Below are 25,923 nucleotides of genomic sequence, written 5' to 3'. Positions count from 1 at the left end.
TGCGGTACCGCCGCTACGACGGACAGGTTTCGACGCGTCATGCTACCGAGCAGCAGATTGGCACAGCCGTGGCGCAGCTCGCCTGGCAGGAACGGCAGGCGGGGCGGCCTGATCCGACCGCCTGCCTCTCTCACTTACCCGCCATCGATGAGCTTGACGCACTGTTCGGTAAGGAGGGCATCTCCCGGCGAGTAGGAGAACAGGTCGCACTTGCCCTCATCTACTCTGCCGCCGCCATGCGCGGTCAAGGATTCGATCTGCTGGTGCAGCATCTGCGCGATGGGGGACGGCGGCACGGAATGTGGCGCACTGTGCTGCGCCTTCTGCGGTTTGGAGAGCCTGCCCGCGCACTGCGGCTGGCCATGACTCTTGCTGCTGCTCCGGCGCGCTGATCGATGAGCGAGGAAGATCACGGCCGCGGCCAGAGGGACGTTCGCTCGGCAGCACTCTGGGCCGCGGGCAGCCAGTACTGTGTGTTCGCCCTGCAATTCGCGACATCTGTCGTCATTTCACGGTTCTTCCTGCGCCCCGAGGAAATCGGCTTGTTCTCAGTCGCGTTGGCTGCGGCAATGATCGTCGCGATCATCCGCGACCTGGGGCTTACCCGCTATATCGGCCGACACCCGACGGCAGATGACGATACGATACGTCACTGCACGGTGATTGCGGTGCTGTTCTCGTTCGTGATCGGTGCAGTCATCCTTGCGCTCGCATGGCCCGCCGCACAGTTTTATGGCGAGCCGCGACTGTTCGGCATCCTGGCACTGATCGCCGCCTCTTACGTGCTGGCTCCATGGAGCATCGTGCCGGTCGCAGTGCTCTCGCGGCGCCTGGACTTCCGGGCGACGTTCACCATCGAAGGTGCGGCCGCTGTGGCGAACAGCGCATGCTCTCTCATCCTTGCCATGCTCGGTTTCTCCGCCGAGTCGCTTGCGTGGGCAATGATCGCCCAGGCCGCAACGCGTGCACTCATGGCGCAGGCCTGGCAGCCGACGCCTTTTTCGCTCGATGTGCGCCTCTCGCGCTTAAAGGAGATCGCAGGCTTCGGCTCCGGCAGCGCTCTGCTATACCTTTCGGGCGGCATCAGCCTGCGCATGCCCGACCTGATCGTGGGCCGCATGCGCGGCATGGAGGCGGCCGGGCTTTTCAGCCGAGGGGTGGCGCTGGCAGGGCAACTCCACAATCTTGTCGCGGGTGCGGTGAGCACAATCTACTATCCTGCCTTCGCCCGCCTGCGTGACGAAGGGCACGATCTCGGCCCGTATTACGAGCGCGTCGTGGGGGCACATGGCGCTATCGTGTGGCCTGCGATGGTGCTGCTTGCCGTGCTTTCGGAGCCGGTCATCCTGCTGTTATACGGAGAGGGCTGGGCAGAGGCGGCGCCATTGCTCGCGTGGGTCGCGCTGGCCGAGTGCTGTTTCGTGGCCCTGCCGCTGCACATGGACCTTCCGATTCTGACCGGGCGGCTTCGACAGCTTCTTTGGTTCAATCTTGCGGATACGTTTCTGGCCGTGGGGACTTTGGCCGTGGGCGCCGCAATCGGCCTCGAAGCTGCAGCAGCCTCGCGGGTAGTCTGGGGAATCGGCTGGTTCGTCATCTACGCCGCATGGATGCAGCGGATCGTGGGATTTCGCTGGCCCAGCATGATCCGGACCTATCTGCGCAGCGCGGGCCTTGCCGGGGTGACCGCGCTGCCAGCCGTGTTCGCCATTACGATCTGGAAAACGCCCGCGAGCCTTGGCTTCGCAGGGCTGGTTGCTGCGGCGGGCGGCTCTGGTGCAGCCTGGCTCATCGCGATCTTCCTGCTCCGTCATCCTGCTCGCGAGGACCTTGTTTCGATGGCGAACCACGCGCTCGAGCCGCTCAGGAGGCGCTGGCGCCCGCGTCCCGCCTAGTTCAGCTCGACGACGGCAATAACTGGCGAGGCACTCGCGCCAGTGGTACTCTCACATTCGAACGCGACTCCGACCATCCAGAGCGCGTGAGGGGACAGGAACAATGCCGGGAATGGCGGCCGCTCTGGCCCTCCTGATTGCCGATCCGCTGATCCTGGGATCTCAGCAGGCCACCGCGCTGTCTGACGTGGAAGAAGCCGACCTGATCCAGAGCCAGGCCGATCGCGCCGAGCGCATGACCGTTCCGGTGGCTGTGGACGGTGCGGGCCCCTATCGCTTCCTTATCGACACCGGTTCTCAACGCACCGTCGTTTCCACTTCCGTGGCCACTCGACTCGCCCTCGCCCCCGGACCAACCGTCCGCATCATAGGCGTTGCCGGCATTGGTACCGCTGCCACAGCGCGGGTCGACCAGATCGAATTCGGAAAGCAGGTTGTCGCGAACCTGACCGTACCCCTGCTCGAACATCAGCACATCGGAGCAGATGGCATCATCGGCACCGACGCCTTGCAGGATCAGCGGGTGGTCTTCGATTTCACGAAGGAGACCATCTCGATCGGCAGCCCTGAAGAGCTTGGCAGGTCATCTGGATACGAGATCGTCGTCCGGGCTCGCCGCCGCTCAGGCCGGTTGATCCTGACCAACGCCGTGATCGATGGCGTGCAGACGGATGTGGTTGTGGACACGGGTGCCTCGGGAACGATCGGAAACCGGGCGCTGCAACGCGCCATGCGTGAGCGCAACGCGGGCGTCGGCAGCCTGACGAGCGTGACCGGACACGTGCTGCCGGCAGACTTCGGACTCTCCCGCTTGCTGAAGCTGGGCAAGCTCCAGATCGGCAACGTGCTGATCGCCTTTGCTGACGCTCCTGCATTTACCGAACTGCGCCTCGACAAACGCCCCGCCATTCTTCTGGGTATGCGGGAGATGCGCGCGTTCAAGCGTGTCGCGATCGATTTCTCTACCCGCAGGGTTCTGTTCGAACTCGTCAAGGACTGACTGCGCGATAGGATTTCAGGGCAACTGCGCGTCTACCGCTTTGCCTTCGTGCCTGCTGCACCTACATGTTTGCGATGCCTCCTGACACCGCAGTCAAAAATCCGGATGCCCGCCACGACGGCTGGCACACGCTCACCCGGTTTCTCCCATACCTCTGGCCACGCGATAACCGCGCGCTTCGCATGCGGATTGTCGCCGCGACAGTCCTGATCCTTGCGTCCACCGCCACCCAGCTGGTCTTGCCGTATCTGCTCAAGTGGGCCGTTGATGCGATGGGCGTCACCGGGCCGAGAGTGATCGGTTTCGTAATGCTCACGGTGCTCGCTTATGCGGCGGCGCGACTGGGCGGCGTCATCTTCGACAACATGCGCAACATCGTCTTCGAGCGTGTAGGTCAGGATGCGACCCGCGCTCTGGCGGAGAACGTATTCGGACAGTTGCACCGGCTGAGCCTGCGGTTTCACCTGGCACGCCGCACGGGCGAGGTTACCAAGGTGATCGAGCGCGGGACGAAGAGCATCGACACGATGCTCTACTTCATGCTGTTCAACATCGCCCCCACCGTGTTGCAGCTCCTCGTGGTTGCGGTGATCTTCTACTTCAACTTCGGCTGGCCGCTGGTCCTGGCGACAGCACTCGCGGTTGCCGCGTACATCTGGGTGACGCGCACCATCACCGAATGGCGGACGGCGCTGCGCGAGAAGATGAACCGGCTGGACGGTCGCGCGCTGTCCCATGCGGTCGATTCGCTGCTCAACTACGAAACCGTAAAGTACTTCGGAGCCGAAAAGCGCGAGCAAGCCCGGTATGCTCAAGCCACGCGCGAGTACGCGAGTGCCGCCGTGAAAAGCGAAAACTCGCTTGGCCTGCTCAACATCGCTCAAGCCGTCGTCGTGAACCTGCTGATGGCCGGTGCTCTGGCCTGGACCGTCTACGGCTGGTGGCAGGGCCGCTATAGCGCCGGGCAACTCGTGTTCGTGCAGACTTATCTGGCCCAGCTATTCCGTCCGCTGGACATGCTGGGAATGGTCTATCGCACCATCCGGCAAGGCCTGATCGATATGGCCGAGATGTTCCGCCTGCTTGATGAGCCGCAGGAGGTTTCCGACGCGCCGGGCGCACCCGCGCTCGTCATCCGGCGCCCTTCGGTGGTGTTCGAGAACGTGGAGTTTGGCTACGAAAAGGACCGGACGATCCTCAAGGGACTCTCGTTCGAAGTGCCTGCGGGCCAGAACTTTGCCGTTGTCGGACCGTCCGGGGCCGGCAAGTCCACGCTCGCCCGCCTCCTGTTCCGGTTCTACGATCCCTGGTCCGGGCGCATCCTCATCGATGGGCAGGACATTGCGCAGGTCACACAGGAAAGCCTGCGCGCCGCGATCGGCATCGTTCCGCAGGATTCAGTGCTGTTCAACGAGACGATTGGCTACAACATCGCTTACGGCCGCAGCGATGCCACGCAGGCCGATGTCGAAGCTGCTGCGCGCGGAGCCGCCCTGATGCCTCTGATCGAACGTCTGCCGCAGCGGTTCGAAACCGAAGTGGGCGAACGCGGCTTGAAGCTTTCGGGCGGCGAGAAGCAACGCGTGGCCATAGCCCGTACGCTCGTCAAGAATCCGCCGATCCTGTTGCTCGATGAGGCGACCAGCGCCCTCGACACTCGCACGGAGCAGGACATTCTGGCGACGCTCCATCGTGTATCGGAGGATCGTACCAGCATCTCGATCGCGCATCGCCTTTCGACCATCGCCGATTCTGACCGCATCCTGGTCTTGCAGGACGGCTGTCTTGCTGAAAGCGGAACTCACCTGGAGCTCCTGCGTCACGACGGGCTCTATGCGGAAATGTGGGCGCGTCAGGCGGCTGAGGCTGAAGAGCTTAGCGAGGCAGCTGAGTAGGAGCGCATGCTCCGCCGTCCGCGGGCGGCGAGGCTGCCTAGCCCTTCACCGCTTCGGCATCCTTCCACACGACGGCCTGCGCCGCTTTCATGCAGTTCTCGGCCGTGTCCCAAGCCAGAGTGGGCGAGCCATAGAGCCGCCAACCCTGCTCCAGCGCTTCGGAGACGCGCTCGCAGAAGGCACGGTCGTCCTTCCCGGTGAGCAGCCGGTACACGGGGCGGTCCTCAGGTGGGTTTGACATTCTTCAGGCTCCCGGAAAACGCTCGAACTGCGGCAGGTTATCAGCAATGCTCATCCACGACAGCCGTTCGGCCACCTGGATGTGTGCGGAAGGGGCGATGGTTTCGGGATCGTCGAGAGTCGCGATCTGGAGGTCCACCAGACCGGGAAGAACCTCTTCGTTCGTGTCCCACAGGCCAGTACCACAGTTCGGACAGAAATGCCGGTAGACTGCGTCCGAGGAATTGTACGCCCGCGTGTCCCCCGACAGCACACTGAAATGCTCCGAAGCGAATGCAGCCCAAGCCATCACGGGTGCGCCAGCAGAGGCGCGGCAATCCGCACAATGACACAAAGCAGCATGCACGGGCTCACCCGTTACCGCGTACCGCACCTGACCGCATTGGCACCCGCCTTCCCGCTGCATCGCACTCTCCCTTCGCGCCCGGCTCTAACAGATCCAACCCAGCGCAGGGAGAGGCCTTAAGAGCGGGCGCGAATAGCCTGACTGCGATCAGAGGATGTACTTGGACAGATCGGTGTCGCTTGCCAGATCCGTCAGCCGCTCGCGCACATAGGCAGCATCCACGGTGACGGATTCGCCGACGCGGTCTTCTGCCTCGAAGCTCAACTCCTCGAGCAGTTTTTCCATCACCGTCTGCAGACGCCGCGCGCCGATGTTCTCGACACTTTCGTTCACTTGCGCTGCGATCTTGGCGACTTCAGCGATGGCATCGGGCGTGAACTCAACCGTCACCTGTTCGGTACCCAGAAGCGCCTTGTATTGCGCCACCAGGTTCGCACGGGTTTCAGAAAGGATACGAACGAAGTCCTCTTCCGTCAGCGCTTTCAGTTCGACGCGGATCGGCAGGCGCCCCTGAAGCTCGGGCAGCATGTCGCTCGGCTTGGCGACATGGAAAGCGCCACTGGCGATGAAGAGAACATGGTCCGTTTTCATCGGACCGTACTTGGTGGCGACAGTCGTGCCTTCGATCAGCGGCAGGAGGTCGCGCTGCACACCTTCGCGGCTCACCGATCCGCCTCTCACATCGGAAACTGCGATCTTGTCGATCTCGTCGAGGAAAACGATGCCGTTGGTTTCCGCGTTGGCCAGCGCCGTCCGCGCCACGTCGTCCTGGTCCATGCGTTTCTCCGACTCTTCGTCGACAAGCTTGTCCCACGCGTCGGGCACCTTCATCTTGCGGCGCTTCAGTTGCTGCTGACCGAACGCCTTGCCCATGATGTCGGACAGATTGATCATGCCGACCGATCCGCCCATTCCCGGAATCTCCATCGGCGCGGCGGGGCTATCCTCCACTTCGACTTCGACTTCGGTGTCGTTCATCGAGTTTTCGGCGATGCGCTGCTGAAACGCCGCGCGTGTTGCCTCGGACGCGCCCTCACCCACCAGAGCGTTCAGCAGACGGTCCATGGCCGCCTTGCTTGCCGCGTCACGCACGGACTCGCGCCGCCGCTCCTTCTCCAGCCGGATGGCTTCTTCCACCAGATCGCGAGCGATCTGCTCAACGTCACGGCCCACGTAACCAACCTCGGTAAACTTGGTCGCCTCCACCTTCACGAAAGGAGCATCCGCAAGCTTGGCCAGCCGGCGGCTGATTTCCGTCTTGCCGCAGCCCGTGGGGCCGATCATGAGGATGTTCTTCGGCGTCACCTCATCGCGCAGGTCCTCTGGAAGGCGTTGGCGCCGCCAGCGGTTGCGCAGCGCCACGGCAACCGCCTTCTTCGCCTCACCCTGACCGACGATGTGGGCATCAAGTGCGGCGACGATGGCTTTTGGTGTCAGGTTCTGATTCATCTCGTTCTCTCTCCCCGTCCGCGATGGCAGGGTATTGGCCGTTCCGGAGAGATAAAGAGGCCGCTGGATGCAACGCCCGGCCCCTCCGGCAAGCAGAATGGGTCAGACGGTCTCGACCGTCACACGATCATTGGTGAAGACGCAGATGTCGGCAGCGACTGCCATTGCGTTGCGCGCGATAAGCTCGGCATCCTGCTCGTACTTGTCGATCGCACGGGCGGCGGCCAGCGCGTAGTTTCCGCCCGAACCGATCGCGGCGATCCGGCTATCGGGACCACCTTCCGGCTCAAGAACGTCGCCGTTGCCCGTGAGCACCAGCAGCGCATCCTCGTCCGCGACGATCATCAGCGCTTCCAGGTTGCGCAAGTACTTGTCAGTGCGCCAATCCTTGGCCAGTTCCACGGCAGCGCGAGTGAGTTGCCCTGAGTACTGCTCCAACTTCTTCTCGAGACGCTCGAACAGAGTGAATGCGTCGGCGGTCGCACCGGCGAAGCCTGCTACCACCTTCTCGCCCTTGCCGATCCGGCGCACCTTGCGCGCGTTCGGCTTCATCACCGTATTGCCCATGGAAACCTGACCATCGCCGGCGATGACGGTCTTGCCGCCCTTCTTCACGCCGATGATGGTAGTTCCGTGCCACTGGAGAAGGCCGTGGCTCGCCCCGCTGTTATCCATGCCGCAGGATATATGCGTCTCGGCCGCGTGTTCAATGCACACGGCCGCGCCTGCGGGCGATCAGCTTCCGTTGGGTCCGCCAGCAGGGACCGCTCCGGTCGCGCCGACCGTCCCGACATTTCCGAACAGATCCTCAAGCAGACCGCGCTCCCTGCCGAGAGTCTGCGTCTTGTCACCCTCAGGATCGATGCGAGCCACCTGCTCCACGCCCTTGCGATCAATCGCGACGACGTTGTCCGCAGGATCAAAGCGCAGCCGCAGAACCGTCTGTTCCGTGGTGTGCGGACGCCGGAAGGGCGGCGAGGTCACAGTCTGCGAGACGTAGTACCAGTCCTTCTGGCCGAACTGACTGACAAAAGTGGGACGGCCCAGCGTCTGCTCGACGGACCTGCGGTTGTCGATCCCGGGCTGGATCGCATCGACCAGCGTTTCGTCGATGATGTAGCCGCGGTGATCGGTGATCGACGTACAGCCGCTCGCCAGCGCCACCAGGCCCAGCGACGCCACTGCCAGCCAGGCCTTGTGCCCGAACGTGCGCATTTTTCCACTCCAGTCCGCTACGGCGGTGCCCCGGCCATTGCCAGCGCACCCACCGCCCATATATCGGCCGAAAGATCGGCGCGAGGTCGGCTCCGAGCCTTACGGTCACGCACCCGCCTGCGCAATGGCCGTTGCGCTCGTTCGATTGAATTGCCGATGAACGCTTGTCTCAGCACTTAAGAAAGGCTCTCCGCGCCGTGTCCTTCATCGCTCGCCTGTTTGGCCGAAAAATCGACGATCGCGCCCCCGTCCGCCCGCTGTGGCACCGGGTGGTCGAGGTCGCACGCGAGAAGCGGTGGTATGCGGAGCTTGGCCTTGCCGACACCGTGCCGGGCCGCTTCGATACCATTACTCTGGTCCTGGCGCTGGTGATCCTGCGCATGGAACGTGAGGAAAGCCTCAGGGTCCTCTCCGCACGGCTGACCGAACTGTTCGTAGACGACATGGATGGGCAGCTGCGCCAAGCCGGCGTGGGCGACGTAGTGGTCGGCAAGCGGATGGGCCGTCTGATGAGCGTGCTCGGAGGACGGATCGGTGCGCTGCGGGAGGCCCTTGTGGCGGCAGATCCCCGCTCCGCGCTCATCCCCGTTCTGGAACGCAATGCGACGCTTCTTGAGGATGCCGACAAAGGCGCTCTTGCCGAAGCAGTGCTGGCGCTCGCGGACGAAATCGAAGCCGTCAGTGCCGACGATCTTCTTGCAGGGAGGCTCCGCTGATGAGTGAGGCAAATGAGTTTCCGCGCATGTTCGACGTGCGCCAGTGCGAAGGCAAGCAGGTTCACATCGAAGCGAACGAGGCGGAGCGTGCCGCCCTCGCCTCTCGCTTCGGGATCGTACGAGTCGACCGGCTTGAGGCCGATGTCCTGCTAAGCCGCAGGGACCGCGAGGTCGATGCAGCAGGCATGCTTGTCGCCGATATCGTGCAGGCTTGCGCCGTCTCGGCCGAGGACCTCCCCGTCTCTGTCCGCGAAGAATTCACCGTGCGTTTCGTGCCGGAGGCACAGCATCATACGGATGAGGAGATCGAGCTCGACGCTGAGGATTGTGACGAGATCGAATACTCCGGCACCCACTTCGATCTGGGTGAAGCGGTAGCTCAGAGCCTTGCGCTTGCCATCGATCCGTTTGCCACTGGACCGCAGGCCGATGAGGTGCGCCGCATGCCGGAGCTATCCGGCGAAGACAAAGAGAACCCGTTTGCCGCTCTGAAAGGGCTCAACCTCAAATAATGCAGCATGATTCGTGGGCGCCGTCAGCGCGCCCACGAAGTGCGAGTCCCGCTCAGAACGGGATGTCGTCGTCGAGGTCATCGCCGAAACCGCCCGAAGAGCCGCCGGTGCGGCCCCAGTCGCTTCCGCCGCTGGAAGAACCGCCGCCGGAAGAACCGCCGCCGGACGACGCCCCACCGCGGGCGCCGCTGCCCCAGTCGTCACCTCCAGAGGAACGACTGCCACCGCCGCCCCAATCACCACCGCCGCCGCCACGCGAGCCGCCGCCGCCGCCGGGCGCACCATCGAGCATGGTGAGAACCCCGCCCATGCCGCCCACGGCGACCTCGGTCGTGTAGCGATCGTTACCAGACTGGTCCTGCCACTTGCGAGTGCGCAGCTGGCCCTCGATGTAGACCTTGCTACCCTTGCGCAGGAAACGCTCAACGACGCCGACCAGCCCCTCGGAGTTGATGACGACGCTGTGCCACTCGGTGCGCTCCTTGCGCTCACCCGTCTGGCGGTCCTTCCAGTTCTCGGACGTGGCGATTCGCAAGTTCGCGATACGGCCGCCATTCTGGAACGACTTCACCTCGGGATCGGCGCCGAGGTTGCCGACCAGAATGACCTTGTTGACACTGCCTGCCATGGGAGAATCGCTTTCGTATGAATATCGGCGCCTCGGTTAAACCATTGCCGCCGACCGAGGCCAGTGCCGACCGGTGGGTTTTCTACAGCCCCGCGGCAACCGCCGCCCAGTACGTCGCGCCAGCAGCGATGTAGGCCAGGGCAAACAGGTAGGCCAACATGAAGATCGGCCACTTCCATCCGTTTGTTTCACGTCGGGTCACAGCGATTGTCGACATGCACTGTGGCGCAAAAACGAACCAGGCGAGAAACGCGAGCGCCATGGGCAGCGTCCAGCGGGCCTTGAGCTGGTCGCCAAGCGCCATGGCCTGCGCTTCTTCATCCTCGTCGGACGCGGCAACCGCATAGGTGGTGGCCAGTGAACTGACTGCCACTTCGCGCGCGGCCATTGCCGGAATCAGCGCCAGGGCCATGTCGCGGTTAAAGCCGATAGGCTCCACCACGACGGCAAGCCCGCCAGCCAGACGCCCGGCAATGGACACATCGACCTGGCTTTCGCCTTCGCCAGCGCGTGGAAAACTCAGCAAGAGCCACAGCACGACAGTGACCATGAAGATGATCGTACCGGCCCGGCGCAGGAAGACCCAGGCACGCTGCCACAGACCGATCAGCAGGTCCTTGAGGTTGGGCAACTGGTACTTGGGCATCTCCATGATGAACCCGCTGGCCGCCCCCTTGGTCAAGGAACGCCGCAGCACCAGCGCGACGATCATCGCGCCCAGAATACCCGCGACGTAAAGAGCGAAAAGAACCAGGCCCTGCAGACCGACGCCCCAGCCGACCGTCTGCTGCGGAATGAATGCAGCGATGATGACGGCATAGACCGGCAGCCGGGCAGAGCAGGTCATCAGCGGCGCGATGAGGATCGTGGTCAGCCGGTCGCGAGGGTCGGTGATGCTGCGCGTGGCCATGATGCCCGGAATGGCGCAGGCAAAGCTTGAAAGCAGCGGAATGAAGCTGCGGCCCGAGAGCCCGACCCCCGCCATCATCCGGTCCATCAGGAACGCGGCGCGAGCCATGTAGCCGGATGCCTCCATCGCCAGGATGAAGAAGAACAGGATGACGATCTGCGGCAGGAACACGACGACCGAACCCACGCCAGCCAGAACGCCTTCGGTAATCAGATCGCGGCCCAATCCTTCCGGAAGAGCTGCCACGACGGCTTGCGAGAGCAGCCCTACGCCGTCTTCGAGCGCATCCACGAACGGCGTGGCCCAGGCAAACACCGCCTGGAACACCACGAACAAGAGCGCAAAAAGAATGATCGGACCGGCCCATGGATGCAGCAGAACCTTGTCCAGCTGCGAGTGCAGCCTGTGCTGCCGCGATTCGGAAATGATCGCCGCATCGGCCATCGCGTGCGCAGCGACGCGCCGTTCCACAAGAGAGAGGTCATTGATCCGGCCAACCGGCTCACGCAACTCAGCGGAAGCGACAGCCTCGGTCAGTTCAGCGAGCCCGCGGCGGCGGACGGCCACGGTAGGGACCACCTTCACCCCCAGCGACTGCTCAAGCGCGGCAGGGTCGAGGACCAGACCGTCCCGCTCCGCAAGGTCAACCATGTTGAGCGCAACGACGGTTGGCTTGCCGAGAGCGATGACTTCCTGCGCAAACACCAGGTGCTGCTCAAGGTTGGAGGCGTCCAGGACGACAATCAGCGCGTCCGGCGCACTTTCCCCGGCAAATTCGCCTCGTATCACCTTCGCTGTGACCGCCTCATCAGGACTTGTCGGATCCAGCGAATACGACCCCGGCAGGTCGGTCATCTCGACCGGCTCTCCCGAGGGAAGGACCATACGGCCGGCTTTACGCTCCACCGTCACGCCCGGATAATTGGCGATCTTCTGGCGCGCACCGGTCAGCGCGTTGAACAGCGCGCTCTTACCGGCATTCGGATTACCGACGAGCGCGATCTTGCGTTGGCGGCTCACTGTCTAATCCTCACAGCGGCTCGATCTCCATGGCTGCAGCGTGGGCGCGCCGCACTGCGACTTTCATGCGTCCCACTGCCAGCGCGATAGGATCGCGCGTGCCAAACACGCCGCGGTGGCTGACAGTCACGCGGGCGCCGTCGTCCAGCCCCAGCGCGCGCAAACGCCGCGCCTCTTCATCGACAAGACGGTCCCAATGGACTGCAACGATACGCGCGCTCTGCCCAGGGGGAAGGAGATCGAGGGTCATACAAAACCCGCTGCCAGATTACGGCGCATATCGCAACTTATTCGCAATAACAGATTTGCCTGCTCGAGCTTGCTCGTCACGCAGGCTGCTAGCGAGCAGGATAGCGCAAGCGTCCCAGAAACCGCGCCATGCTGAAGCGATCATCGGCTGGCCGCACAAGACGCGCCTTCGCCTTCTCGAACTTGATAATCCCCTCGATTCGACGATCGAGGAAGGCGCGGGTGTCACTCTTTCCCGGGCTATCATCGTCAGCGAAAACTGCGAGGGTGGCAGCGTAGATGCCCGAGAGGATCGCCCGCTTGGTATAGTGATTATAGTCCGTCGCCCGGTCACCGGCCTGTCGCCACATAACATCGGCACTCCGCCAGCCCAGCTTCACCGCCGCCGCGGCATTCTGCGGCATCGCCAAAATGGCCAGTGCGCGTGAAAGGGCCTCTTCGCGACCGGCCTGCGCATCAAGCCTGAACTGCACGAGCCTGCGTATGCGCTCGCGAATGGGATAATTCGCAAGGTCAGCAGCCGGGAGCGCCTGAACCATGGCCCGGTCGATCGAGGCGATCCAGGCCGTGATCATGTCCATCGCGCCGCCGCGGAAAGCATAGGCAGCGACATCCGCATCGACTTCAGCTTGCTCGGCCGCAGCCCGCACCGCCTGCGTGCTCCAGCCGTCGAATACGGCAGCCTCGGCCACCAGCGGAGCCAGGCGCATGCGAAGATCATCGAGAGTCATGTCAGGAGACGTCATTGCGTTAGAGTACCGGTCCATAGGTTGGCTTGTTGGCTTCTCCGGCGTCTGCCTTTGCCTCTGCCTTGATGACATTCAGGACCGCGCTCGACTGCCCCTCCATGCCCGCATAAGTCCGCGCCGAACGGCCGGAGTTGTCGGCACGGTCCGGATCGGCACCCGCGCGCAGCAAGAGCTTGGTCAACTCCAAATCGCGCCGGTGGACAGCAGAGATCAGCGGCGTCTCCCCCGCATCGTTCGCCACCTCGGTGTTCGCTTTCGCACCGAGCAGAACCGCGACCCCGTCGCGCCAGCCCAGATTGGTGGCAAGCTGCAGCGGCGTGCGCCCTTGCGCGTCGCGTGCGTTCACGTTCGCGCCACGTCCGACAAGAAACTGCAGCCAGGTGAGATCGCGCCGCTGCGTGACGATGTGCAGCGCCGTTTCTCCCGACGTCACATCGCGCGTGTTGAGAATGGTGGACCCACCCGCGCTGGACAATGCGCTCTCCACCTTGTCGCCTTCCTTCTTCCGGACAGCGTCAAGGAACTTGTAGCCTTCGGAGAACTGCGCCTGTGCTGGAGCGGACAGCGCCACTGAAACCGCGGCCGCAGCGATCAGACCCGCTTGTCCGATCTTACCGATCCGTGATCCAAACCCCTTCGACACTTGGCAGTTCCTTCGCATCTTTTTTGCTTGGTGGCCCGCGTCTTGTTGCCGCAGCGCCTTGCACCCGACCGTTTAGCAGAGCATGAACCGCCGCGCCATGACCCATCACTTCAGACTGCTTCCCGTCCTGCTTGCCTCCCTTGCGCTCGCGGCTTGTGGATCTCAAGACGCCGGCCAGCCGGCTGCCGATCGCCCTCCGCTTGAGGGCGCGGCCATCGGTGGCCCCTTCTCGCTTGTCGACAAGGACGGCAAGACCGTGAGCTGGGACGTTTTCAAGGGCAAGTACCGCATCGTCTACTTCGGCTACACCTTCTGCCCAGACGCCTGCCCGATGGACATGCAGGCTCTGATGAAGGGCTTCGCACAGTTCGAGCAATCGGATCCGCAGCTGGCCGCGAAGGTGCAGCCGATTTTCATCACCATCGACCCAGAGCGCGATACGCCTGAGGCGGTGGGCCAGTGGACGTCAGCGTTCTCGCCGCGCCTGGTGGGCCTCACCGGCACGCCCGAGCAGATCGCCGCCGTGGAGAAGGCCTTTGCCGCCTACTCGGCCAAGGGCGAGGAGACCTCGGGTGGATACCTGATGGATCACAGTCGCATCGCTTATCTCATGGGACCGGAAGGTGAGCCGCTGGCGATGTTGCCGGTGGACAAGGGCGGCGATGCAGTCGCCGCGGAACTCGGGAAATGGGTGAAGTAACGCCCGCTGACCGCTTCTGGGAGCGCCCACTCGGCTCGCTCGATCAGCGCGAGTGGGAGGCCTTGTGCGACGGTTGCGGACAATGCTGCCTGCACAAGGTTGAGGATGCGGACACGGGCGAAGTCTATTCGACAAACGTCGCCTGCAAGTTGCTGGACCTGAAAACAGCGCGTTGCTCAGACTACCGCGACCGCCGCAGGTCCGTACCGGATTGCCTTTCGCTGACGATGCGCAACGCCGGCTCGCTGGACTGGCTGCCCCAGACCTGCGCCTATCGCTTGCGAGCCGCAGGGGAAGCGCTGCCGGAGTGGCATTATCTTGTCTGCGGTGATCGCGAAGCGGTACACCGCGCCGGCGTGTCTATCGTAGGTCGTGTGGTCAGCGAGACGGTCGCCGGACCGCTGGAGCAGCACATCGTCTGGCCCGAAGGCATGGAGGGCTGGGAGATCGAGGCGGACCGCGATCCCTGGGACATCGACTAAGTGCTGGACTGGCTTCGCCGCGACCCCAATGCTGCCCCATCCCTTGAACTCGGCAGTCGCCAACTACCGGTCGTTATAAGACGCCATGAGCGCGCGCGCCGCATGACCATGCGACTGGCGCCGGATGGAACCGAAGTACGCATTACCATTCCCCGCTGGGGCCGCACCGTAGAGGCCCTGGACTTCGCGCGTTCCCGCCGCACGTGGCTGGAGCGCCAGCTGGCGGCACTCCCCGCGCCTCAGCAAGTCTGTTCAGGAGCGACGATCCAGTTTCGTGGGCAACCTCTTTTGCTGGAGCACGACAGCACGGGGCCAAGGCAACCGGTGCTGTCTGCAGGCATTCTGCGCATCGGCGGGCCGGAAGCAGCCGTTGGATCGCGTGCTCAACGATGGCTGCACAGGGAGGCACGCGCCCTGATTGCAGAGGAGCTGACACACTATTGCGCCCGTGCTGGGCAGCCCGCGGTGCAACTGGCGCTATCCAACGCGCGCCGACGCTGGGGCAGTTGTGCCGCCAACGGGAGCATTCGGATCAACTGGCGACTTGTCATGGCACCCGACCTCGTCCGCCGCTCCGTGGTGGCCCACGAAGTCGCGCATCTGGTGCACTTCGATCATTCACCCGCCTTTCACGCCTGCCTCGCGGAGCTCTTCGAAGGCGAGGTGGCCTCTGCCAACGCCTGGCTCAAGCGGGAGGGGCGCAGCCTTTACGCACCGTTCGGCTGATCGGGCGGCTCCTTCTGGCGAAGCGCGCCGTAATCGCCTATCTTGCGGGCATGGCACTGTTCAAACGATCCGGCATGTGGCGTGACGTCAAGCCGACGGGCATGTTCGCGGACTTTCGCGAAGTCTGGCGCCAGGCCGGGCACAACCGGTGGCGGTTTGCCGCAGTTGCCGGAGCCTGCACGTTCGGCATCTTCTACGTGATGGTTCAACAGGAGGCGAGCGCGCCTCACCTGCCCCCCGAGGTCACTTACATAACCGTGCTCCCGGAGCACCGCAGCGACGCCGAGATCATGGCGTCCAACATCGAGAATCAGAAACGCAAGGAAGCGCTCGCTCTCGAAAGGGCAAGGCGCGATGCGGAGGTGCGCGAGCTCTACAAGATGCTAGGCCGGTGGGGCGGCATGGACGTGGAGAAAATCGCCCGCGAAGCTGACGCGGAAGCCGCAGCCGAGGAGAAAGCGCGGCTCGAGGAAATACGCCAGCGCCGCGAAGAGGCGAACGCTGCGCTGGCAGCGCAGAACACGAACGAGGCGGCCGCGCCCTCCTCGTCATCGAGTGAGTAACGACCAGCGCTGGCTCGCCGCGGCAGCAAGCCTCGCGGCACGCGGACGCCCACTTAGCCGCCCGAACCCGGCGGTCGGCGCGATCGTTGTGCGTGACGGCCGGGTCATCTCGCGAGGCTGGACGCAACCGGGCGGTCGCCCTCATGCTGAAGCCGTTGCTCTGGCGTTGGCGGGCGAAGCCGCTGATGGGGCTACTCTTTACGTATCGCTTGAACCCTGCGCGCATCGCTCAGAGCGCGGACCTGCTTGTGCAGACCTCGTCTGCGCGTCGAAGCTCGCGCGCGTCGTGGTCGGCTGCGGAGACCCCGATCCGCGCACCGCAGGCGCAGGGATCGCGCGCATCAGGCAGGCCGGCATTGCCTGCGACCTTCTGGACTCGCCGGAATGTGCGCAAGGACTGTCCGGCTATCTCACTCGCGCTCGCCACGGCCGACCTGAGATCACACTGAAGCTCGCGGTCTCGCTCGACGGCTGCATCGCGATGAGCAACGGCGAAAGCCAGTGGATCACCGGCGACAGCGCACGCGCGCACACGCATGCGATGCGCGCGCAGACCGACGCCATTCTGGTGGGCGGCGGCACCTTGCGGGCCGATGCGCCCAGACTCGACGTACGTCTGCCCGGGATGGCGGCGCTTAGTCCCGAACGCTGGGTGTTGACCGGAGGCGAAGCGCCGGAAGGTTGGCGCGTCCTGCCCTCACCGGAGGCAGTCCAATCGATGAGCCATGTGCAATACCTGTTCGTGGAAGGCGGAGCCGGTGCGGCATCGGCATTTCTGAAGGCTGGCCTTGTCGATCGCCTGCTGATCTATCGCGCGCCAATTCTGATTGGGGGCGGGCGCGCGGCGCTCCACGACATCGGCTTGAACGCCCTTGCGGATGCCCATGGGCAATGGCGCCTCACCGATCGACGCCAGCTTGGCAGGGACACGCTGGAAGTCTTCGCCCGGCAGGTCTAGTGAGATCCCATGTTCACAGGCATCATCACCGACATCGGCACCATTCGTGAGGCTCGCAAGACAGGCGATCTGCGAGCCGTCATCGCCTGCCCTTTTGATCCGGCCACGATCGCCATGGGCGCGTCCATCGCGTGCTCAGGGGTGTGCCTGACAGTCGTCGACAAGGGCGGCGTCGCCGGCGATGCATGGTTCGCAGTCGACATTTCTGCCGAATCGGTAGCCCGCACGGTCCCAGGGCGCTGGGAGCCGGGAACTCGGATCAATCTCGAACCCGCTCTCAAGCTCGGAGACGAACTCGGCGGCCACATCGTGACGGGCCATGTCGACGGTGTCGGCGAGGTTGCCGGCATGCGTCCGGAAGGTGATTCGCGGCGCATCGACTTCGCTGCTTCCGCCGATCTTGCGCCCTATCTGGCACCGAAAGGGTCGATCACGGTCGATGGCGTATCGCTGACGGTCAACGAGGTCACGGACCAGGCCGACGGCACCTGCCAATTTTCCGTCAATGTCATTCCCCATACTGCCGAAGTCACCACGCTGGGAACACTTGACGTAGGCAGCAAGGTCAACCTCGAGATCGACGTCCTAGCCCGCTACCTCAAGCGGATGCAGAGCCTGCGCGGCTGAGCGGTCCGGAGCGGAAGCCCTCGCGATTAATTTCGAAGAGGACGTGCGGGACCATCACGCCGCACCGCTCGTAAGTCGGCCCCGTAATGGGAAGCAGGACAGCGCCGATGTTCGCCATGGCCCGGCGCGAGATCACGTTGCCCGCCCCGACCTGAAACACCACGCGTTCGTAGTGCTCCAGGGCGTGCGCCAGCATGAGACGCTTGAACTCGGCGTTGTACCCCTTCCCCCAGAAGGCCCGCGCGAGAAACGACCACCCGATCTCGACGGCGCCAGGCAGAGTCTCGTGTGGCTCTCCGAAGCGGGATGAGCCGATAATCGCGCCCGATGCCTTATCAATGATCGCCAGTGCGCCGCCGCTTGCAAGCCCTTCGTCGAAGAAGGCGCGAAATACCGGTTCCTGCCAGCGATTGTGCGAGGGGTGACGAGCCCAGATCTCACGATCGGACGCCACGCTGAACAGCGCAGCCCAGTCTTCAGCAGCGAGCGGGCGGAGGAGCAGCCGCTCCCCCTCAAGGACCGGCTGCCGATTCACTCCGCCAAGCCCTCAGGCGGTGACCTGCGCCACAGCGTCGATGAAATTGTCGATGTTGCCCATCGTCAGACCGGCAACGTTGATCCGTCCGGAGCCGGCCATATAGATGCCGTGCTTCTCGCGCATCTCCAGCACCTGCTCCTTGCTGAGCGGCACGATGGAGAACAATCCGTTCTGGCCGCCAAACGGTGTCATATCCACCGCTCCGACCTTGCCCGCAGCCGCCAACTTTGCGCGCACTTCGCGCATGCGGTCACGCATCTGGTCAAGCTCGGCCAGCCACTGGGCGGTGAGCGTGGGGTCTTCGAGTACAAGCCGAACTGCCGCACCACCATGATCTGGCGGCTGCGACCAGTTGGCCCGCGCCAGCGCATGCGCATTGGACATGACACGCGGCAGGTCCGATTCGCTCGGCATCATCACGTAAAGCGCACCGACTCGGTCGCGATAGAGACCGAAGTTCTTGTCGCATGAATAGCAGACCAGAGCCTCTGGGACGGCAACGAGCACGCGGCGAACGCCGTAGGCGTCCTCCTCCATGCCATTGCCCAGCCCTTGGTAAGCGAGATCGAGAATCGGCAGCACCTTCTTCTCGGCAATCAATCCGGCGATTTCGTCCCATTCGGCATGGGAATAATCGATGCCCGTCGGATTGTGACAGCAGCCGTGCAGAAGGACCGCGTCCTTCTCACCCGCACCTGCGAGGGCGGCACGCAGCGCGTCCATGTCGGTCTTGCCGTCCGCGCGAGCGTGGTTGAACTCAACCACTCCCAGGCCAAGATCGGCGCAGATCTGTGCGTGGTTGGGCCAGCTCGGCACGCCGACGATGACCCGGTCGATGCCGGAACGCTTGGCCAGAGCCAGGGCCAGACGCAGCGAGCCCGTTCCGCCCGGCGTCTGCATGCCCTCGATCCGCTTGCCCATGTCAGGGCTGTCCTTGCCGAAAACGTACGGCATCAGCGCGGCAACGAATGCCATGTCGCCTTCTGGGCCGAGGTAGGCTTTCGAGTCCTGCTCCTCGACGAGCTTCTTCTCCGCGCCCTTGATGGCCGCAAAAACAGGCGTCTCGCCCTCTCCGGTGCGGTACACGCCGACACCGAGGTCGATCTTGTCTGCACGCGGGTCCGCGTTGTGGAGCTTGATGAGCGCCAGAAGCGCATCGGCGGGCTGTTGTTGAAGATTGATAAGCATGGCGGGCGGGGCCTTACTTCGCACCGCCCGCTGCCGCAACCCGAAGTGTGCCGATAGCCTCAGTTAGAAAGGCAGCCAGTTCTGTTCGTGGCTGAATTTCATGTAACCTGCATTGATGCCCAGACGAACGCCAGCGCCCATGCGAACCGGGATCAGGACGACGTCGCCACGACGCAGGTAGCTCACGTGGAAGCCGCCGACGAAATAGGCCTGCCCTTCGCCCGCCGGGAAGCGCTTGTAGAGCTCTTCCGTATCGTAGAGATTATACACCAACACGAAGGCATTTGCGGCATTCAGCCCTGCGTCGAAGCCCACCGAAGGGCCGGTCCAGTAAACGGGCCGCGTTCCCTCGACCTTGTGGTGGAGCGTGCCGGAGCCGTAGCGCAGCCCGACCACGAACGCGCCCGACCCCTCTCGCCCGACGATGTAGGCGTTGGGCTCTCCCTGCTTGCTGAGCAGGTCCTCGATCAGGCCAGCGAGCCCTTGCGCACCCTTGCCGAACACGCCTTCGGCTGCACCGATCAAATCGTCCTTGCGATAAGTCTGCGAGGGCGGGGTCGCCGCCTCAGTTGCAATGGACTGAGGGTTCCAGTCGTCGACGGAGGATGCAGGAGGGGCTGGGGTGCTATCCACCGGAGTTCCGTTGCTGCCGTAACCGCCGGTATTGCCGTAGTAGCCGCCAGATCCGCTGCTGCTGCTGGAGGGCAGTTCACCAGAAGAGGTCGTCGAAGGTGCGGCCTGACCGGACAGATCGCCATCGATCGCGGCATCGGGGTCGACAGCCCGGACTTGCGCCATCGCGGGGCTCGCGATCGACATCGAGATGATGCCAAGGAACGCCATCGCCCGGGCGACACTCGGCCGGAATTTCAAGATCTTCATGTACGCAACCCCTCCCGTGCGGAACCCGGGCCACGACGCGGATAGCGGAAGCCCCGGTCGCACCTGAAACCCATTAAGAAGCCCCGCTGCCTGATCGGGCAATGAACGGGCGACTACTCGAGTCGCTTTTACGATCAGGCGAGGCGAAGCAACAGGCCAACTGAATATTGCACGGGATGCCTGCTCCCCCTTGCCGCCTCCTCACCTCGCCGCTATAGCCGCGCCCTCAAGGCCGCATCCGGAGACGTGGGTGAGTGGCTGAAACCAGCGGTTTGCTAAACCGTCGTGCCCTTAAGGGGGCACCCCGGGTTCGAATCCCGGCGTCTCCGCCACCTTGTTTCCCTATAGTTTCCCGAACTTCGCCTCGTAGGCGACGGTATCTCCGCTGGAGAGCAGGCGCGCTTGCTCGATCCACGAATCGCGCCGGGGACGGCCCGCAAACGCACCCAGTTGGGCGTCGAGTTGATCGAGGTCCGCGTCAGTGAGCGCGGCGATCTGTGCGTAGCGGGTGATGCCTAGCGCCTGCAAAGTGTTGGCGAGCTTCGGACCGATACCTTTGATTCGCCGCAGATCGTCTGCCTCGCTCCCGGATTCCGACCCACCTGGGGCAGATGCCGGTGCCGGAGCCGGAGCTGCAGCTGGAGCTGGAGCTGGAGCTGGAGCCGGGGTGCTGGTTGGAGGCGACGCTGGGGCCGAAGCATCGTGGGCTGCGTCGCTCGGCGGCGGCAGCGGCTCATCCGCTTGCTGTGCATGTGCCTCGGCGGCTTCGGCTTCCTCGCGAGCGGCGCGTGCGACAGCCTCGCCAACGCCGGCGAATGTGCCGGCCGCAGCAGGCGGAGTGACCACTGGCGGCGGGACTGCCGCAGCGGGGGGAGCATCGATCAGCGCCTGGTTGCGTTGCGCAGGCGTGGCGCCTTCGTCCAGAACATCAGGCCGGCGCTCGCGGACAGTCGGCTTGGACGCCCGTCCAAACAGCCACCAGACGATGAATAAGGCGATCACCAGTACGGCGGCGAAGATCAGCCAGTTGGCCTCGATCATCTGCACCAAGGTCTTTTCCTTCCGTTTCGATCATGGTTGCCGAGCAGGCGTCCGCACCAGCCATAGGCGCAGCCGGACCATCTCGGCGACAGCTCATTCCCTCGTCCGGGGCTGTCGGCCAGTCAAGGCACCCGTGGCCCCAACAGCCACGCTTCACCGGCTCAGGATGCGGATTTCTGCGCTTTCTGGAAAAGCACACGATCCTCTGCAGAGAACGCCCAGCGCCATAAGACGCCAAAGTACACGGCGAGGATGGCCGGAATACCAAGGGCCAGCTCCGCCCACTCCGGCAGGTGTACCGCCAACCAGCCCACGATCACGGCTGGCACGACAGCCAGCCCCAACCCCCACCGCCAGTTGTTGGTGGCTTCGGCGAGTATACCCGCAAGGATCCTTGCCTTCACGAGCGAAGTGAAGCCCAGGGCGAGCGCCAGCGCCGCTGCTGCCGCGGCCGCCTGAAACAGTTCGTCATAGCCAAGCCGCTGCATCAACAGGATCCCGGCAATGGTCAGCAGTGCCTGCAGCACGACTGTAGCGAGGGACACCATCAGGTTCTTGACGCGGGCGACATAAATCAGGGCAGCTTCGCTCACCACAGCAGTCGCAGCCACCACTTCGGCTGTCAGCAGGAAGGCAAGCGCTCCCGTTCCACCCACGAACTGCGGACCGACGAGGCCCATCACGCCCTCGCCCGGGATCCCAAGCGCCAGTGCGACCCCAAACTGCGCGGCCAGGATCCAGAAGCCGACCTGCCGCACCTGGCGCGCAATCGCCGCGTAATCGCGGGTCTTCAGATTGCGGGTAATGACCGGCCCCAGGATCGGCTCGAAGCTGGTCTTCAGCTTCTGCGGCAGGCTGGCGATCTGCTGCGCGACGTAATAGACGCCGACCGCCACCGGCGGCGCGAAAAGACCGAGGATGAATATGTCCAGCCGGCGCGTGCCCCACTCAATCGCGTCAGCGGTCGCGATGGGCAGACTGCGCAAGGTCAGCTTGCCCATGCCACCCAGAGAGGGGCGCCAGCCGCGCGGAAGCCCGTAAGCACGCAGGAACGGAATGAAGGCCGCCAGAGCCGCTGCGTAGACCGATGCCAGGTACGCGACGGCCAGGCCGCTTGTCGGCGCCAGCAGGGCCATCACGCCGGCAACGATGGAGATCGTCCAAGGCTCGACAATGGCACGCGCCCGGACCGTAGCGCCCACGTCGAAGCGATATGCCAGCGCAGCAAGCCAGATCTCAGTCAAGGCAAGCGGCGGGATGGCGAAGACCATCATCCGGTCGATCTGGGTGAATTCGCCGCTCGGGAAGAGCGGAGCGGGAAAGAACCAGAAGACGAGAGCCATGAACGTGGAGGCCAAAAGCGCCACCAGCGATCCGTCTGCGATGACATTGGCCGGATGCTCGTCCGATTCGGAAAGACGCTGCGCCAGCCCTCGCTTCTCGCCCAAGGTGCAGACCATCGCCGCCAGCTCGATCAGCACCAGGGCCGAAGCGAAGACTCCCAGCGCTGCAGGTCCATAGCCGGGAGCACGCCCTGCGATGAACAGGAACGGTATCCGCGCGGCCAGGCGCAGGAAAAAGCCGAACAGGTTCGTGCGCCCGCCCCGAGCGATGGCGGCGATATCCTCTTCCGCGCGCGCATCCGTTCCGGGCTGCGGGCTCTCTTGCGAGGAGATGCCGCTCAAGCGCCAAACCCCTGGGGCTGTCCCTCAAGCTCGGCCTTGAGGGGACGGGACAGGATTTCGGACACGACCGCACTTGCGGGGCTCTCACCGGATAGCAACCGGCATACGCCCTCGACGATGGGCATGGCGACGCCTGCACGGGCAGCGAGTTCGGCCAGGACAGGAGCAGTCGCGGCGCCTTCAGCCACGCTGCTCTTGCCCGTCAGCGCCTCCACTGCGGTGAGCCCCTGACCCAAGGCCAGACCAAGAGAGAAGTTGCGGCTGGACGTGGAAGAGCATGTCAGCACCAGATCACCCAGCCCACACAGCCCCGACAAGGTTTCCGCGCGTGCGCCGCGCGCCAAGCCGAAGCGCAGCATTTCCGCATAGCCGCGCGCGATCACAGCGGCCCGCGCATTCTGGCCCAGGTTCATGCCTTCCACGACCCCGCATGCGATCGCGAGCACGTTCTTGACCGCGCCCCCGATCTCGGCCCCGATCACATCATCGGAATAATACGGACGCAGCGCAGGGCGCGCGATCAGCGGCTTGAGGCGCTCCCACTGATCCGCTCCCCCGGAGCAGGCAAGCGTCACGGCCGTCGGAAGGCCCGCCGCCACCTCATGCGCGAAAGTGGGGCCTGAAAGCACCGCCAATCGGGCCAGCGGATCGGCATCTGCAGCGACCTGCGCCATGAGCCGCCCGGTCCCTGCCTCGATACCCTTGGCACATAGCACGAGATCGCGCTCGCCAGCAGGTAGTTGCGCGATCACTCCTGCCAGGAACTGTGCCGGGACCACAATGACCAGCACGGGCAGGTCCGCCAGGCGCGAGAGATCGCAGGTCGCCTCGATAGTGTCGGCCAGAGCCGCGCTCGGCAGATAGAGGCTGTTGCGCCGCTCCTCGTTGATTTCGCGGACCAGCTCCGTCTCACGAGCCCAGAGCAGGACCGGGCTGCCGTCGCTGGCCAGCGCCTGTGCAAGCGCCGTGCCCCAGGCGCCAGCGCCGACAACGCCAACACTGTGTCCCGTTCCGCTCACGCTTTCACTCCTGCCCCACGTACCGGCTCGGCATCGGGATCGAGCGGCCAGCGAGGCCGCGCCGGCGCGTCGAGGGGGTCGGACTGCCCCAGCCGCTCCACGCCTGCCCAAGCGATCATCGCCGCATTGTCTGTGCACAGGCGCAGCGGTGGCGCAACAAAGGGAAGCCCGCGCTCGGTTGCCAGGTCTTCCAGGGCCGCACGAATCGCCTCGTTGGCTGCGACTCCTCCAGCCACGACCAAAGCCGTCACAGCTCCCGAGGTTTTCAATGCCCGCCGCGTGCGATCTGCGAGGCAATCGATGGCAGCTTGCTGGAACGAGGCTGCGATATCGGCCTCCGAATAACTCCCACCTGCGGTCATGGCCTGCCTGGCGCGCATCACCGCACTCTTGAGACCGGCGAAGGAAAAGTGCGGTTCCTTGCTGCCGACCAGCGGGCGCGGCAGCGCAACCTTGCGGGCATCTCCTTCCCGCGCGAGCCGCTCGACCGCGGGGCCGCCGGGATAACCGAGGCCCAGCAGTTTCGCGGTCTTGTCGAACGCCTCTCCCAAAGCATCATCGATGGTCGTGGCCAACCTGCGATAGGAGCCGACACCCTCGACGAGCAACAACTGGCAATGCCCACCCGACACCAGCAGCAGCAGGTACGGAAATACGAGGGAGGCATCGCCCAGACGAGGCGAGAGCGCGTGGCCCTCAAGATGATTGATGGCAATCAGCGGCTTGTCACTCGCCATCGCCAGCGCCTTGGCCGTGACGAGGCCCACCATCACGCCGCCGATCAGACCAGGGCCTGCAGTGGCGGCGATGGCATCGACGTCAGCGAGAGTCATGCTAGCATCGGCAAGGGTCGCCTCGATCAGCGGCGTCAGCCGCTCGGCATGCGCGCGCGCCGCGATCTCCGGCACGACACCGCCATAGGGGCGATGCGCCTCGTCCTGAGAGGCAATGCGCTGCGCGAGGATCACGCGCCCGTCCGTCACGAGCGCAGCGGCCGTCTCGTCGCACGAGCTCTCGATCCCGAGAACGGTCCTCGTCCCGCTCATTGCGCTGGACATTCCTTTCAGGCCCACCTTTCCCTCACCGCCAATGCCGGGTAGCACAATTTGCCCATGAGCCTATCCAGCACTCCAAAGTTCCGCCTTGGCACCCGCCGCTCACCGCTTGCGATGGCACAGGCCGAAGAAGCCCGCATACGCCTTGCCGCAGCGCACGGCATCGAAGCCGCGCATATAGAGATCGTACCGGTCACCGCCAGCGGCGATCGTATTCAGGACCGTGCGCTAGCCGAAATCGGAGGAAAGGCGCTGTGGACAAAGGAGCTGGATGCATGGCTCCTGACAGGCGAGATCGACTTCGCCGTCCACTCTGCCAAGGACGTCGAGACGATCCGGCCCGACGAGATCGCAATCGGCGCCATCCTGCCGCGCGAGGATGTGCGCGACGTGTTGATCGGAGCGGCCAGTATCGCAGCCCTGCCAAGGGGTGCCGTCGTGGGGACCAGCGCGCCGCGTCGTGCCGCCCAGCTGCTTTACGCACGGCCTGACTGCAAGGTCATCACGTTCCGCGGCAACGTGGCCACGCGACTCGCCAAGCTGGCCGCAGGCGAGGCGGACGCGACGTTCCTGGCGCTGGCAGGCCTCAACCGCTTGGGCGAGACAGGCACTGGTCATCCGCTCGATGCAGGTGACTGGCTTCCCGCCCCTGGCCAGGCCGCCATCCTCATCGAATGCCGGGCCGACGACCAGCGCACGCGCGAATTCCTGAACGCCGTGGACGACGCTTCAACCCACGGTGCCGTCATGGCCGAGAGGGCGCTCTTGGCGGCTCTCGGCGGAAATTGTCACAGCCCCATCGCTGTGCTGACAAGCCAGAACGAGGACAAGCTCGTGCTGCGGGCAGCGCTGTTCAGCCCCGACGGAGCGGAGCGCGTAGAGGGCGAGACCATGTTCGTGCCGGGAGACCTGACGGCCCCTGCGGCGCTGGCAAAAGACCTGCTGAGCCGCGCCGCGCCTGCCATAGCAGTACACTTCTCCCCAGCTTAGGT

Annotated in this window: 30 protein-coding genes and 1 tRNA gene (1 of these 31 only partly in view); 14 read left to right on the top strand and 17 right to left on the bottom strand. The window is 64.4% G+C overall.

What is annotated here, in order from left to right; genetic code table 11:
• The 4 genes from ABUH87_RS11815 to ABUH87_RS11800 form a co-directional block, all read left to right on the top strand.
• Window positions 1–392, top strand: partial view of a glycosyltransferase gene (locus ABUH87_RS11815; RefSeq protein ID WP_367773846.1) — the end only. The gene continues 610 nt to the left of window position 1, outside the view; 392 of the gene's 1,002 nt are visible here — the last part of the coding sequence; its start codon lies off the left edge, out of view; the stop codon is at window positions 390–392.
• Between the two features lie 3 nt (window positions 393–395).
• The gene (locus tag ABUH87_RS11810) at window positions 396–1,895 is read left to right on the top strand and encodes an oligosaccharide flippase family protein (protein WP_367773843.1); all 1,500 of its coding nucleotides are present in this window, start codon (window positions 396–398) and stop codon (window positions 1,893–1,895) included.
• 112 nt (window positions 1,896–2,007) lie between these two features.
• Entirely contained in the window at window positions 2,008–2,895 is an 888-nt protein-coding gene (locus ABUH87_RS11805) for an aspartyl protease family protein (RefSeq protein ID WP_367773841.1), read from the top strand.
• Between the two features lie 74 nt (window positions 2,896–2,969).
• A complete protein-coding gene (locus ABUH87_RS11800) occupies window positions 2,970–4,790 on the top strand; it encodes an ABCB family ABC transporter ATP-binding protein/permease (RefSeq protein WP_367773838.1) in 1,821 nt (606 codons plus the stop codon).
• 37 nt (window positions 4,791–4,827) lie between these two features.
• Here ABUH87_RS11800 and ABUH87_RS11795 read toward each other — a convergent pair whose 3' ends face one another.
• The 5 genes from ABUH87_RS11795 to ABUH87_RS11775 form a co-directional block, all read right to left on the bottom strand.
• Entirely contained in the window at window positions 4,828–5,031 is a 204-nt protein-coding gene (locus tag ABUH87_RS11795; protein WP_367773835.1) for a DUF1737 domain-containing protein, read from the bottom strand.
• 3 nt (window positions 5,032–5,034) lie between these two features.
• Window positions 5,035–5,436, bottom strand: coding sequence for a GFA family protein (locus ABUH87_RS11790; RefSeq protein WP_367773833.1), 402 nt, complete (start codon window positions 5,434–5,436; stop codon window positions 5,035–5,037).
• A gap of 87 nt (window positions 5,437–5,523) precedes the next feature.
• Window positions 5,524–6,825, bottom strand: coding sequence for an ATP-dependent protease ATPase subunit HslU (gene hslU, locus ABUH87_RS11785; RefSeq protein WP_367773831.1), 1,302 nt, complete (start codon window positions 6,823–6,825; stop codon window positions 5,524–5,526).
• Window positions 6,826–6,927: 102 nt separating this feature from the next.
• Window positions 6,928–7,500 (bottom strand): ATP-dependent protease subunit HslV, encoded by a 573-nt coding sequence (gene hslV, locus ABUH87_RS11780; protein WP_367773862.1) that lies wholly within the window; start codon window positions 7,498–7,500, stop codon window positions 6,928–6,930.
• 60 nt (window positions 7,501–7,560) lie between these two features.
• Window positions 7,561–8,040, bottom strand: coding sequence for an outer membrane protein assembly factor BamE (locus ABUH87_RS11775; RefSeq protein ID WP_367773828.1), 480 nt, complete (start codon window positions 8,038–8,040; stop codon window positions 7,561–7,563).
• 197 nt (window positions 8,041–8,237) lie between these two features.
• Between ABUH87_RS11775 and ABUH87_RS11770 the strand changes: the two genes are divergently transcribed.
• Both ABUH87_RS11770 and ABUH87_RS11765 read left to right on the top strand, forming a co-directional pair.
• Window positions 8,238–8,756 (top strand): ubiquinol-cytochrome C chaperone family protein, encoded by a 519-nt coding sequence (locus ABUH87_RS11770; protein ID WP_367773826.1) that lies wholly within the window; start codon window positions 8,238–8,240, stop codon window positions 8,754–8,756.
• Window positions 8,756–9,268 carry a YceD family protein gene (locus tag ABUH87_RS11765; protein WP_367773824.1) on the top strand — a complete coding sequence of 171 codons (513 nt, stop codon included), beginning with the start codon at window positions 8,756–8,758 and terminating at the stop codon, window positions 9,266–9,268. Before ABUH87_RS11770 ends, ABUH87_RS11765 begins: the two co-directional genes overlap by 1 nt.
• Window positions 9,269–9,320: 52 nt before the next feature.
• Here the strand turns inward: ABUH87_RS11765 and ssb are convergent, their stop codons facing one another.
• From ssb to ABUH87_RS11740, 5 genes are all read right to left on the bottom strand, one after another.
• Window positions 9,321–9,896, bottom strand: coding sequence for a single-stranded DNA-binding protein (gene ssb, locus ABUH87_RS11760; protein WP_367773822.1), 576 nt, complete (start codon window positions 9,894–9,896; stop codon window positions 9,321–9,323).
• Window positions 9,897–9,978: 82 nt separating this feature from the next.
• A complete protein-coding gene (gene feoB, locus ABUH87_RS11755; RefSeq protein WP_367773820.1) occupies window positions 9,979–11,826 on the bottom strand; it encodes a ferrous iron transporter B in 1,848 nt (615 codons plus the stop codon).
• 10 nt (window positions 11,827–11,836) lie between these two features.
• Window positions 11,837–12,076, bottom strand: coding sequence for a FeoA family protein (locus ABUH87_RS11750; RefSeq protein ID WP_367773818.1), 240 nt, complete (start codon window positions 12,074–12,076; stop codon window positions 11,837–11,839).
• An 88-nt stretch (window positions 12,077–12,164) separates the two neighbouring features.
• Window positions 12,165–12,806: a COQ9 family protein gene (locus ABUH87_RS11745; RefSeq protein ID WP_367773816.1), complete on the bottom strand. Its 642-nt coding sequence runs from the start codon at window positions 12,804–12,806 to the stop codon at window positions 12,165–12,167.
• A gap of 19 nt (window positions 12,807–12,825) precedes the next feature.
• Window positions 12,826–13,467, bottom strand: a complete 642-nt coding sequence (locus ABUH87_RS11740; protein ID WP_367773814.1) for an ankyrin repeat domain-containing protein — start codon at window positions 13,465–13,467, stop codon at window positions 12,826–12,828.
• Window positions 13,468–13,549: 82 nt separating this feature from the next.
• Here ABUH87_RS11740 and ABUH87_RS11735 point away from each other — a divergent pair, with 82 nt between their 5' ends.
• From ABUH87_RS11735 to ABUH87_RS11710, 6 genes are all read left to right on the top strand, one after another.
• On the top strand, window positions 13,550–14,167 hold the full coding sequence (locus tag ABUH87_RS11735) for an SCO family protein (RefSeq protein WP_367773812.1): 618 nt from the start codon (window positions 13,550–13,552) through the stop codon (window positions 14,165–14,167).
• A complete protein-coding gene (locus ABUH87_RS11730; RefSeq protein ID WP_367773810.1) occupies window positions 14,155–14,649 on the top strand; it encodes a YcgN family cysteine cluster protein in 495 nt (164 codons plus the stop codon). The genes ABUH87_RS11735 and ABUH87_RS11730 overlap by 13 nt, the downstream gene beginning before the upstream one ends.
• Window positions 14,650–14,751: 102 nt before the next feature.
• Window positions 14,752–15,375 carry a M48 family metallopeptidase gene (locus ABUH87_RS11725; RefSeq protein ID WP_367773807.1) on the top strand — a complete coding sequence of 208 codons (624 nt, stop codon included), beginning with the start codon at window positions 14,752–14,754 and terminating at the stop codon, window positions 15,373–15,375.
• A gap of 74 nt (window positions 15,376–15,449) precedes the next feature.
• Window positions 15,450–15,938 carry a hypothetical protein gene (locus ABUH87_RS11720; protein ID WP_367773805.1) on the top strand — a complete coding sequence of 163 codons (489 nt, stop codon included), beginning with the start codon at window positions 15,450–15,452 and terminating at the stop codon, window positions 15,936–15,938.
• Complete coding sequence (gene ribD / locus ABUH87_RS11715) at window positions 15,931–16,896, top strand: bifunctional diaminohydroxyphosphoribosylaminopyrimidine deaminase/5-amino-6-(5-phosphoribosylamino)uracil reductase RibD (protein ID WP_367773802.1); 966 nt, start codon at window positions 15,931–15,933, stop codon at window positions 16,894–16,896. Before ABUH87_RS11720 ends, ribD begins: the two co-directional genes overlap by 8 nt.
• 9 nt (window positions 16,897–16,905) lie before the next feature.
• Window positions 16,906–17,523 (top strand): riboflavin synthase, encoded by a 618-nt coding sequence (locus tag ABUH87_RS11710; RefSeq protein WP_367773799.1) that lies wholly within the window; start codon window positions 16,906–16,908, stop codon window positions 17,521–17,523.
• Here the strand turns inward: ABUH87_RS11710 and ABUH87_RS11705 are convergent.
• From ABUH87_RS11705 to ABUH87_RS11695, 3 genes are all read right to left on the bottom strand, one after another.
• On the bottom strand, window positions 17,495–18,058 hold the full coding sequence (locus ABUH87_RS11705) for a GNAT family N-acetyltransferase (RefSeq protein ID WP_367773795.1): 564 nt from the start codon (window positions 18,056–18,058) through the stop codon (window positions 17,495–17,497). The two genes, ABUH87_RS11710 and ABUH87_RS11705, sit on opposite strands and share 29 nt — an antisense overlap.
• 12 nt (window positions 18,059–18,070) lie before the next feature.
• Window positions 18,071–19,249 (bottom strand): amino acid aminotransferase, encoded by a 1,179-nt coding sequence (locus ABUH87_RS11700; protein ID WP_367773790.1) that lies wholly within the window; start codon window positions 19,247–19,249, stop codon window positions 18,071–18,073.
• A gap of 63 nt (window positions 19,250–19,312) precedes the next feature.
• Entirely contained in the window at window positions 19,313–20,131 is an 819-nt protein-coding gene (locus ABUH87_RS11695; protein WP_367773788.1) for a DUF1134 domain-containing protein, read from the bottom strand.
• Window positions 20,132–20,371: 240 nt separating this feature from the next.
• Between ABUH87_RS11695 and ABUH87_RS11690 the strand changes: the two genes are divergently transcribed.
• Window positions 20,372–20,463: transfer RNA gene (locus ABUH87_RS11690), tRNA-Ser, on the top strand.
• A 10-nt stretch (window positions 20,464–20,473) separates the two neighbouring features.
• Here ABUH87_RS11690 and ABUH87_RS11685 read toward each other — a convergent pair.
• From ABUH87_RS11685 to tsaD, 4 genes are all read right to left on the bottom strand, one after another.
• Window positions 20,474–21,172, bottom strand: a complete 699-nt coding sequence (locus tag ABUH87_RS11685; protein ID WP_367773860.1) for a hypothetical protein — start codon at window positions 21,170–21,172, stop codon at window positions 20,474–20,476.
• Between the two features lie 161 nt (window positions 21,173–21,333).
• Window positions 21,334–22,857 (bottom strand): lipopolysaccharide biosynthesis protein, encoded by a 1,524-nt coding sequence (locus ABUH87_RS11680; RefSeq protein ID WP_419956694.1) that lies wholly within the window; start codon window positions 22,855–22,857, stop codon window positions 21,334–21,336.
• Window positions 22,854–23,876: an NAD(P)H-dependent glycerol-3-phosphate dehydrogenase gene (locus tag ABUH87_RS11675; protein WP_367773786.1), complete on the bottom strand. Its 1,023-nt coding sequence runs from the start codon at window positions 23,874–23,876 to the stop codon at window positions 22,854–22,856. The genes ABUH87_RS11680 and ABUH87_RS11675 overlap by 4 nt, the downstream gene beginning before the upstream one ends.
• Window positions 23,873–24,922, bottom strand: coding sequence for a tRNA (adenosine(37)-N6)-threonylcarbamoyltransferase complex transferase subunit TsaD (gene tsaD, locus ABUH87_RS11670; RefSeq protein ID WP_367773784.1), 1,050 nt, complete (start codon window positions 24,920–24,922; stop codon window positions 23,873–23,875). The genes ABUH87_RS11675 and tsaD overlap by 4 nt, the downstream gene beginning before the upstream one ends.
• A gap of 66 nt (window positions 24,923–24,988) precedes the next feature.
• Here tsaD and hemC point away from each other — a divergent pair, with 66 nt between their 5' ends.
• The gene (hemC, locus tag ABUH87_RS11665; RefSeq protein WP_367773782.1) at window positions 24,989–25,921 is read left to right on the top strand and encodes a hydroxymethylbilane synthase; all 933 of its coding nucleotides are present in this window, start codon (window positions 24,989–24,991) and stop codon (window positions 25,919–25,921) included.
• Window positions 25,922–25,923: the final 2 nt, after the last annotated feature.

The organism is Novosphingobium rhizovicinum, assembly GCF_040813635.1.
Classification (GTDB): domain Bacteria; phylum Pseudomonadota; class Alphaproteobacteria; order Sphingomonadales; family Sphingomonadaceae; genus Novosphingobium; species Novosphingobium rhizovicinum.
The sequence above is the reverse complement of the archived record's forward strand: the minus strand, read 5'-3'. Positions and strand labels throughout refer to the sequence as shown.

Bases quoted from the DNA above. Each gene is read 5' to 3' on its own strand.
- ABUH87_RS11810 (WP_367773843.1), top strand. From the start codon at position 396: ATGAGCGAGGAAGATCACGGCCGCGGCCAGAGGGACGTTCGCTCGGCA.
- ABUH87_RS11805 (WP_367773841.1), top strand. From the start codon at position 2,008: ATGGCGGCCGCTCTGGCCCTCCTGATTGCCGATCCGCTGATCCTGGGA.
- ABUH87_RS11800 (WP_367773838.1), top strand. From the start codon at position 2,970: ATGCCTCCTGACACCGCAGTCAAAAATCCGGATGCCCGCCACGACGGC.
- ABUH87_RS11795 (WP_367773835.1), bottom strand. From the start codon at position 5,031: ATGTCAAACCCACCTGAGGACCGCCCCGTGTACCGGCTGCTCACCGGG.
- ABUH87_RS11790 (WP_367773833.1), bottom strand. From the start codon at position 5,436: ATGCAGCGGGAAGGCGGGTGCCAATGCGGTCAGGTGCGGTACGCGGTA.
- hslU (WP_367773831.1), bottom strand. From the start codon at position 6,825: ATGAATCAGAACCTGACACCAAAAGCCATCGTCGCCGCACTTGATGCC.
- hslV (WP_367773862.1), bottom strand. From the start codon at position 7,500: ATGGATAACAGCGGGGCGAGCCACGGCCTTCTCCAGTGGCACGGAACT.
- ABUH87_RS11775 (WP_367773828.1), bottom strand. From the start codon at position 8,040: ATGCGCACGTTCGGGCACAAGGCCTGGCTGGCAGTGGCGTCGCTGGGC.
- ABUH87_RS11765 (WP_367773824.1), top strand. From the start codon at position 8,756: ATGAGTGAGGCAAATGAGTTTCCGCGCATGTTCGACGTGCGCCAGTGC.
- ssb (WP_367773822.1), bottom strand. From the start codon at position 9,896: ATGGCAGGCAGTGTCAACAAGGTCATTCTGGTCGGCAACCTCGGCGCC.
- ABUH87_RS11750 (WP_367773818.1), bottom strand. From the start codon at position 12,076: ATGACCCTCGATCTCCTTCCCCCTGGGCAGAGCGCGCGTATCGTTGCA.
- ABUH87_RS11745 (WP_367773816.1), bottom strand. From the start codon at position 12,806: ATGACTCTCGATGATCTTCGCATGCGCCTGGCTCCGCTGGTGGCCGAG.
- ABUH87_RS11735 (WP_367773812.1), top strand. From the start codon at position 13,550: ATGAACCGCCGCGCCATGACCCATCACTTCAGACTGCTTCCCGTCCTG.
- ABUH87_RS11730 (WP_367773810.1), top strand. From the start codon at position 14,155: ATGGGTGAAGTAACGCCCGCTGACCGCTTCTGGGAGCGCCCACTCGGC.
- ABUH87_RS11725 (WP_367773807.1), top strand. From the start codon at position 14,752: ATGACCATGCGACTGGCGCCGGATGGAACCGAAGTACGCATTACCATT.
- ABUH87_RS11720 (WP_367773805.1), top strand. From the start codon at position 15,450: ATGTGGCGTGACGTCAAGCCGACGGGCATGTTCGCGGACTTTCGCGAA.
- ABUH87_RS11710 (WP_367773799.1), top strand. From the start codon at position 16,906: ATGTTCACAGGCATCATCACCGACATCGGCACCATTCGTGAGGCTCGC.
- ABUH87_RS11700 (WP_367773790.1), bottom strand. From the start codon at position 19,249: ATGCTTATCAATCTTCAACAACAGCCCGCCGATGCGCTTCTGGCGCTC.
- ABUH87_RS11695 (WP_367773788.1), bottom strand. From the start codon at position 20,131: ATGAAGATCTTGAAATTCCGGCCGAGTGTCGCCCGGGCGATGGCGTTC.
- ABUH87_RS11685 (WP_367773860.1), bottom strand. From the start codon at position 21,172: ATGATCGAGGCCAACTGGCTGATCTTCGCCGCCGTACTGGTGATCGCC.
- tsaD (WP_367773784.1), bottom strand. From the start codon at position 24,922: ATGAGCGGGACGAGGACCGTTCTCGGGATCGAGAGCTCGTGCGACGAG.
- hemC (WP_367773782.1), top strand. From the start codon at position 24,989: ATGAGCCTATCCAGCACTCCAAAGTTCCGCCTTGGCACCCGCCGCTCA.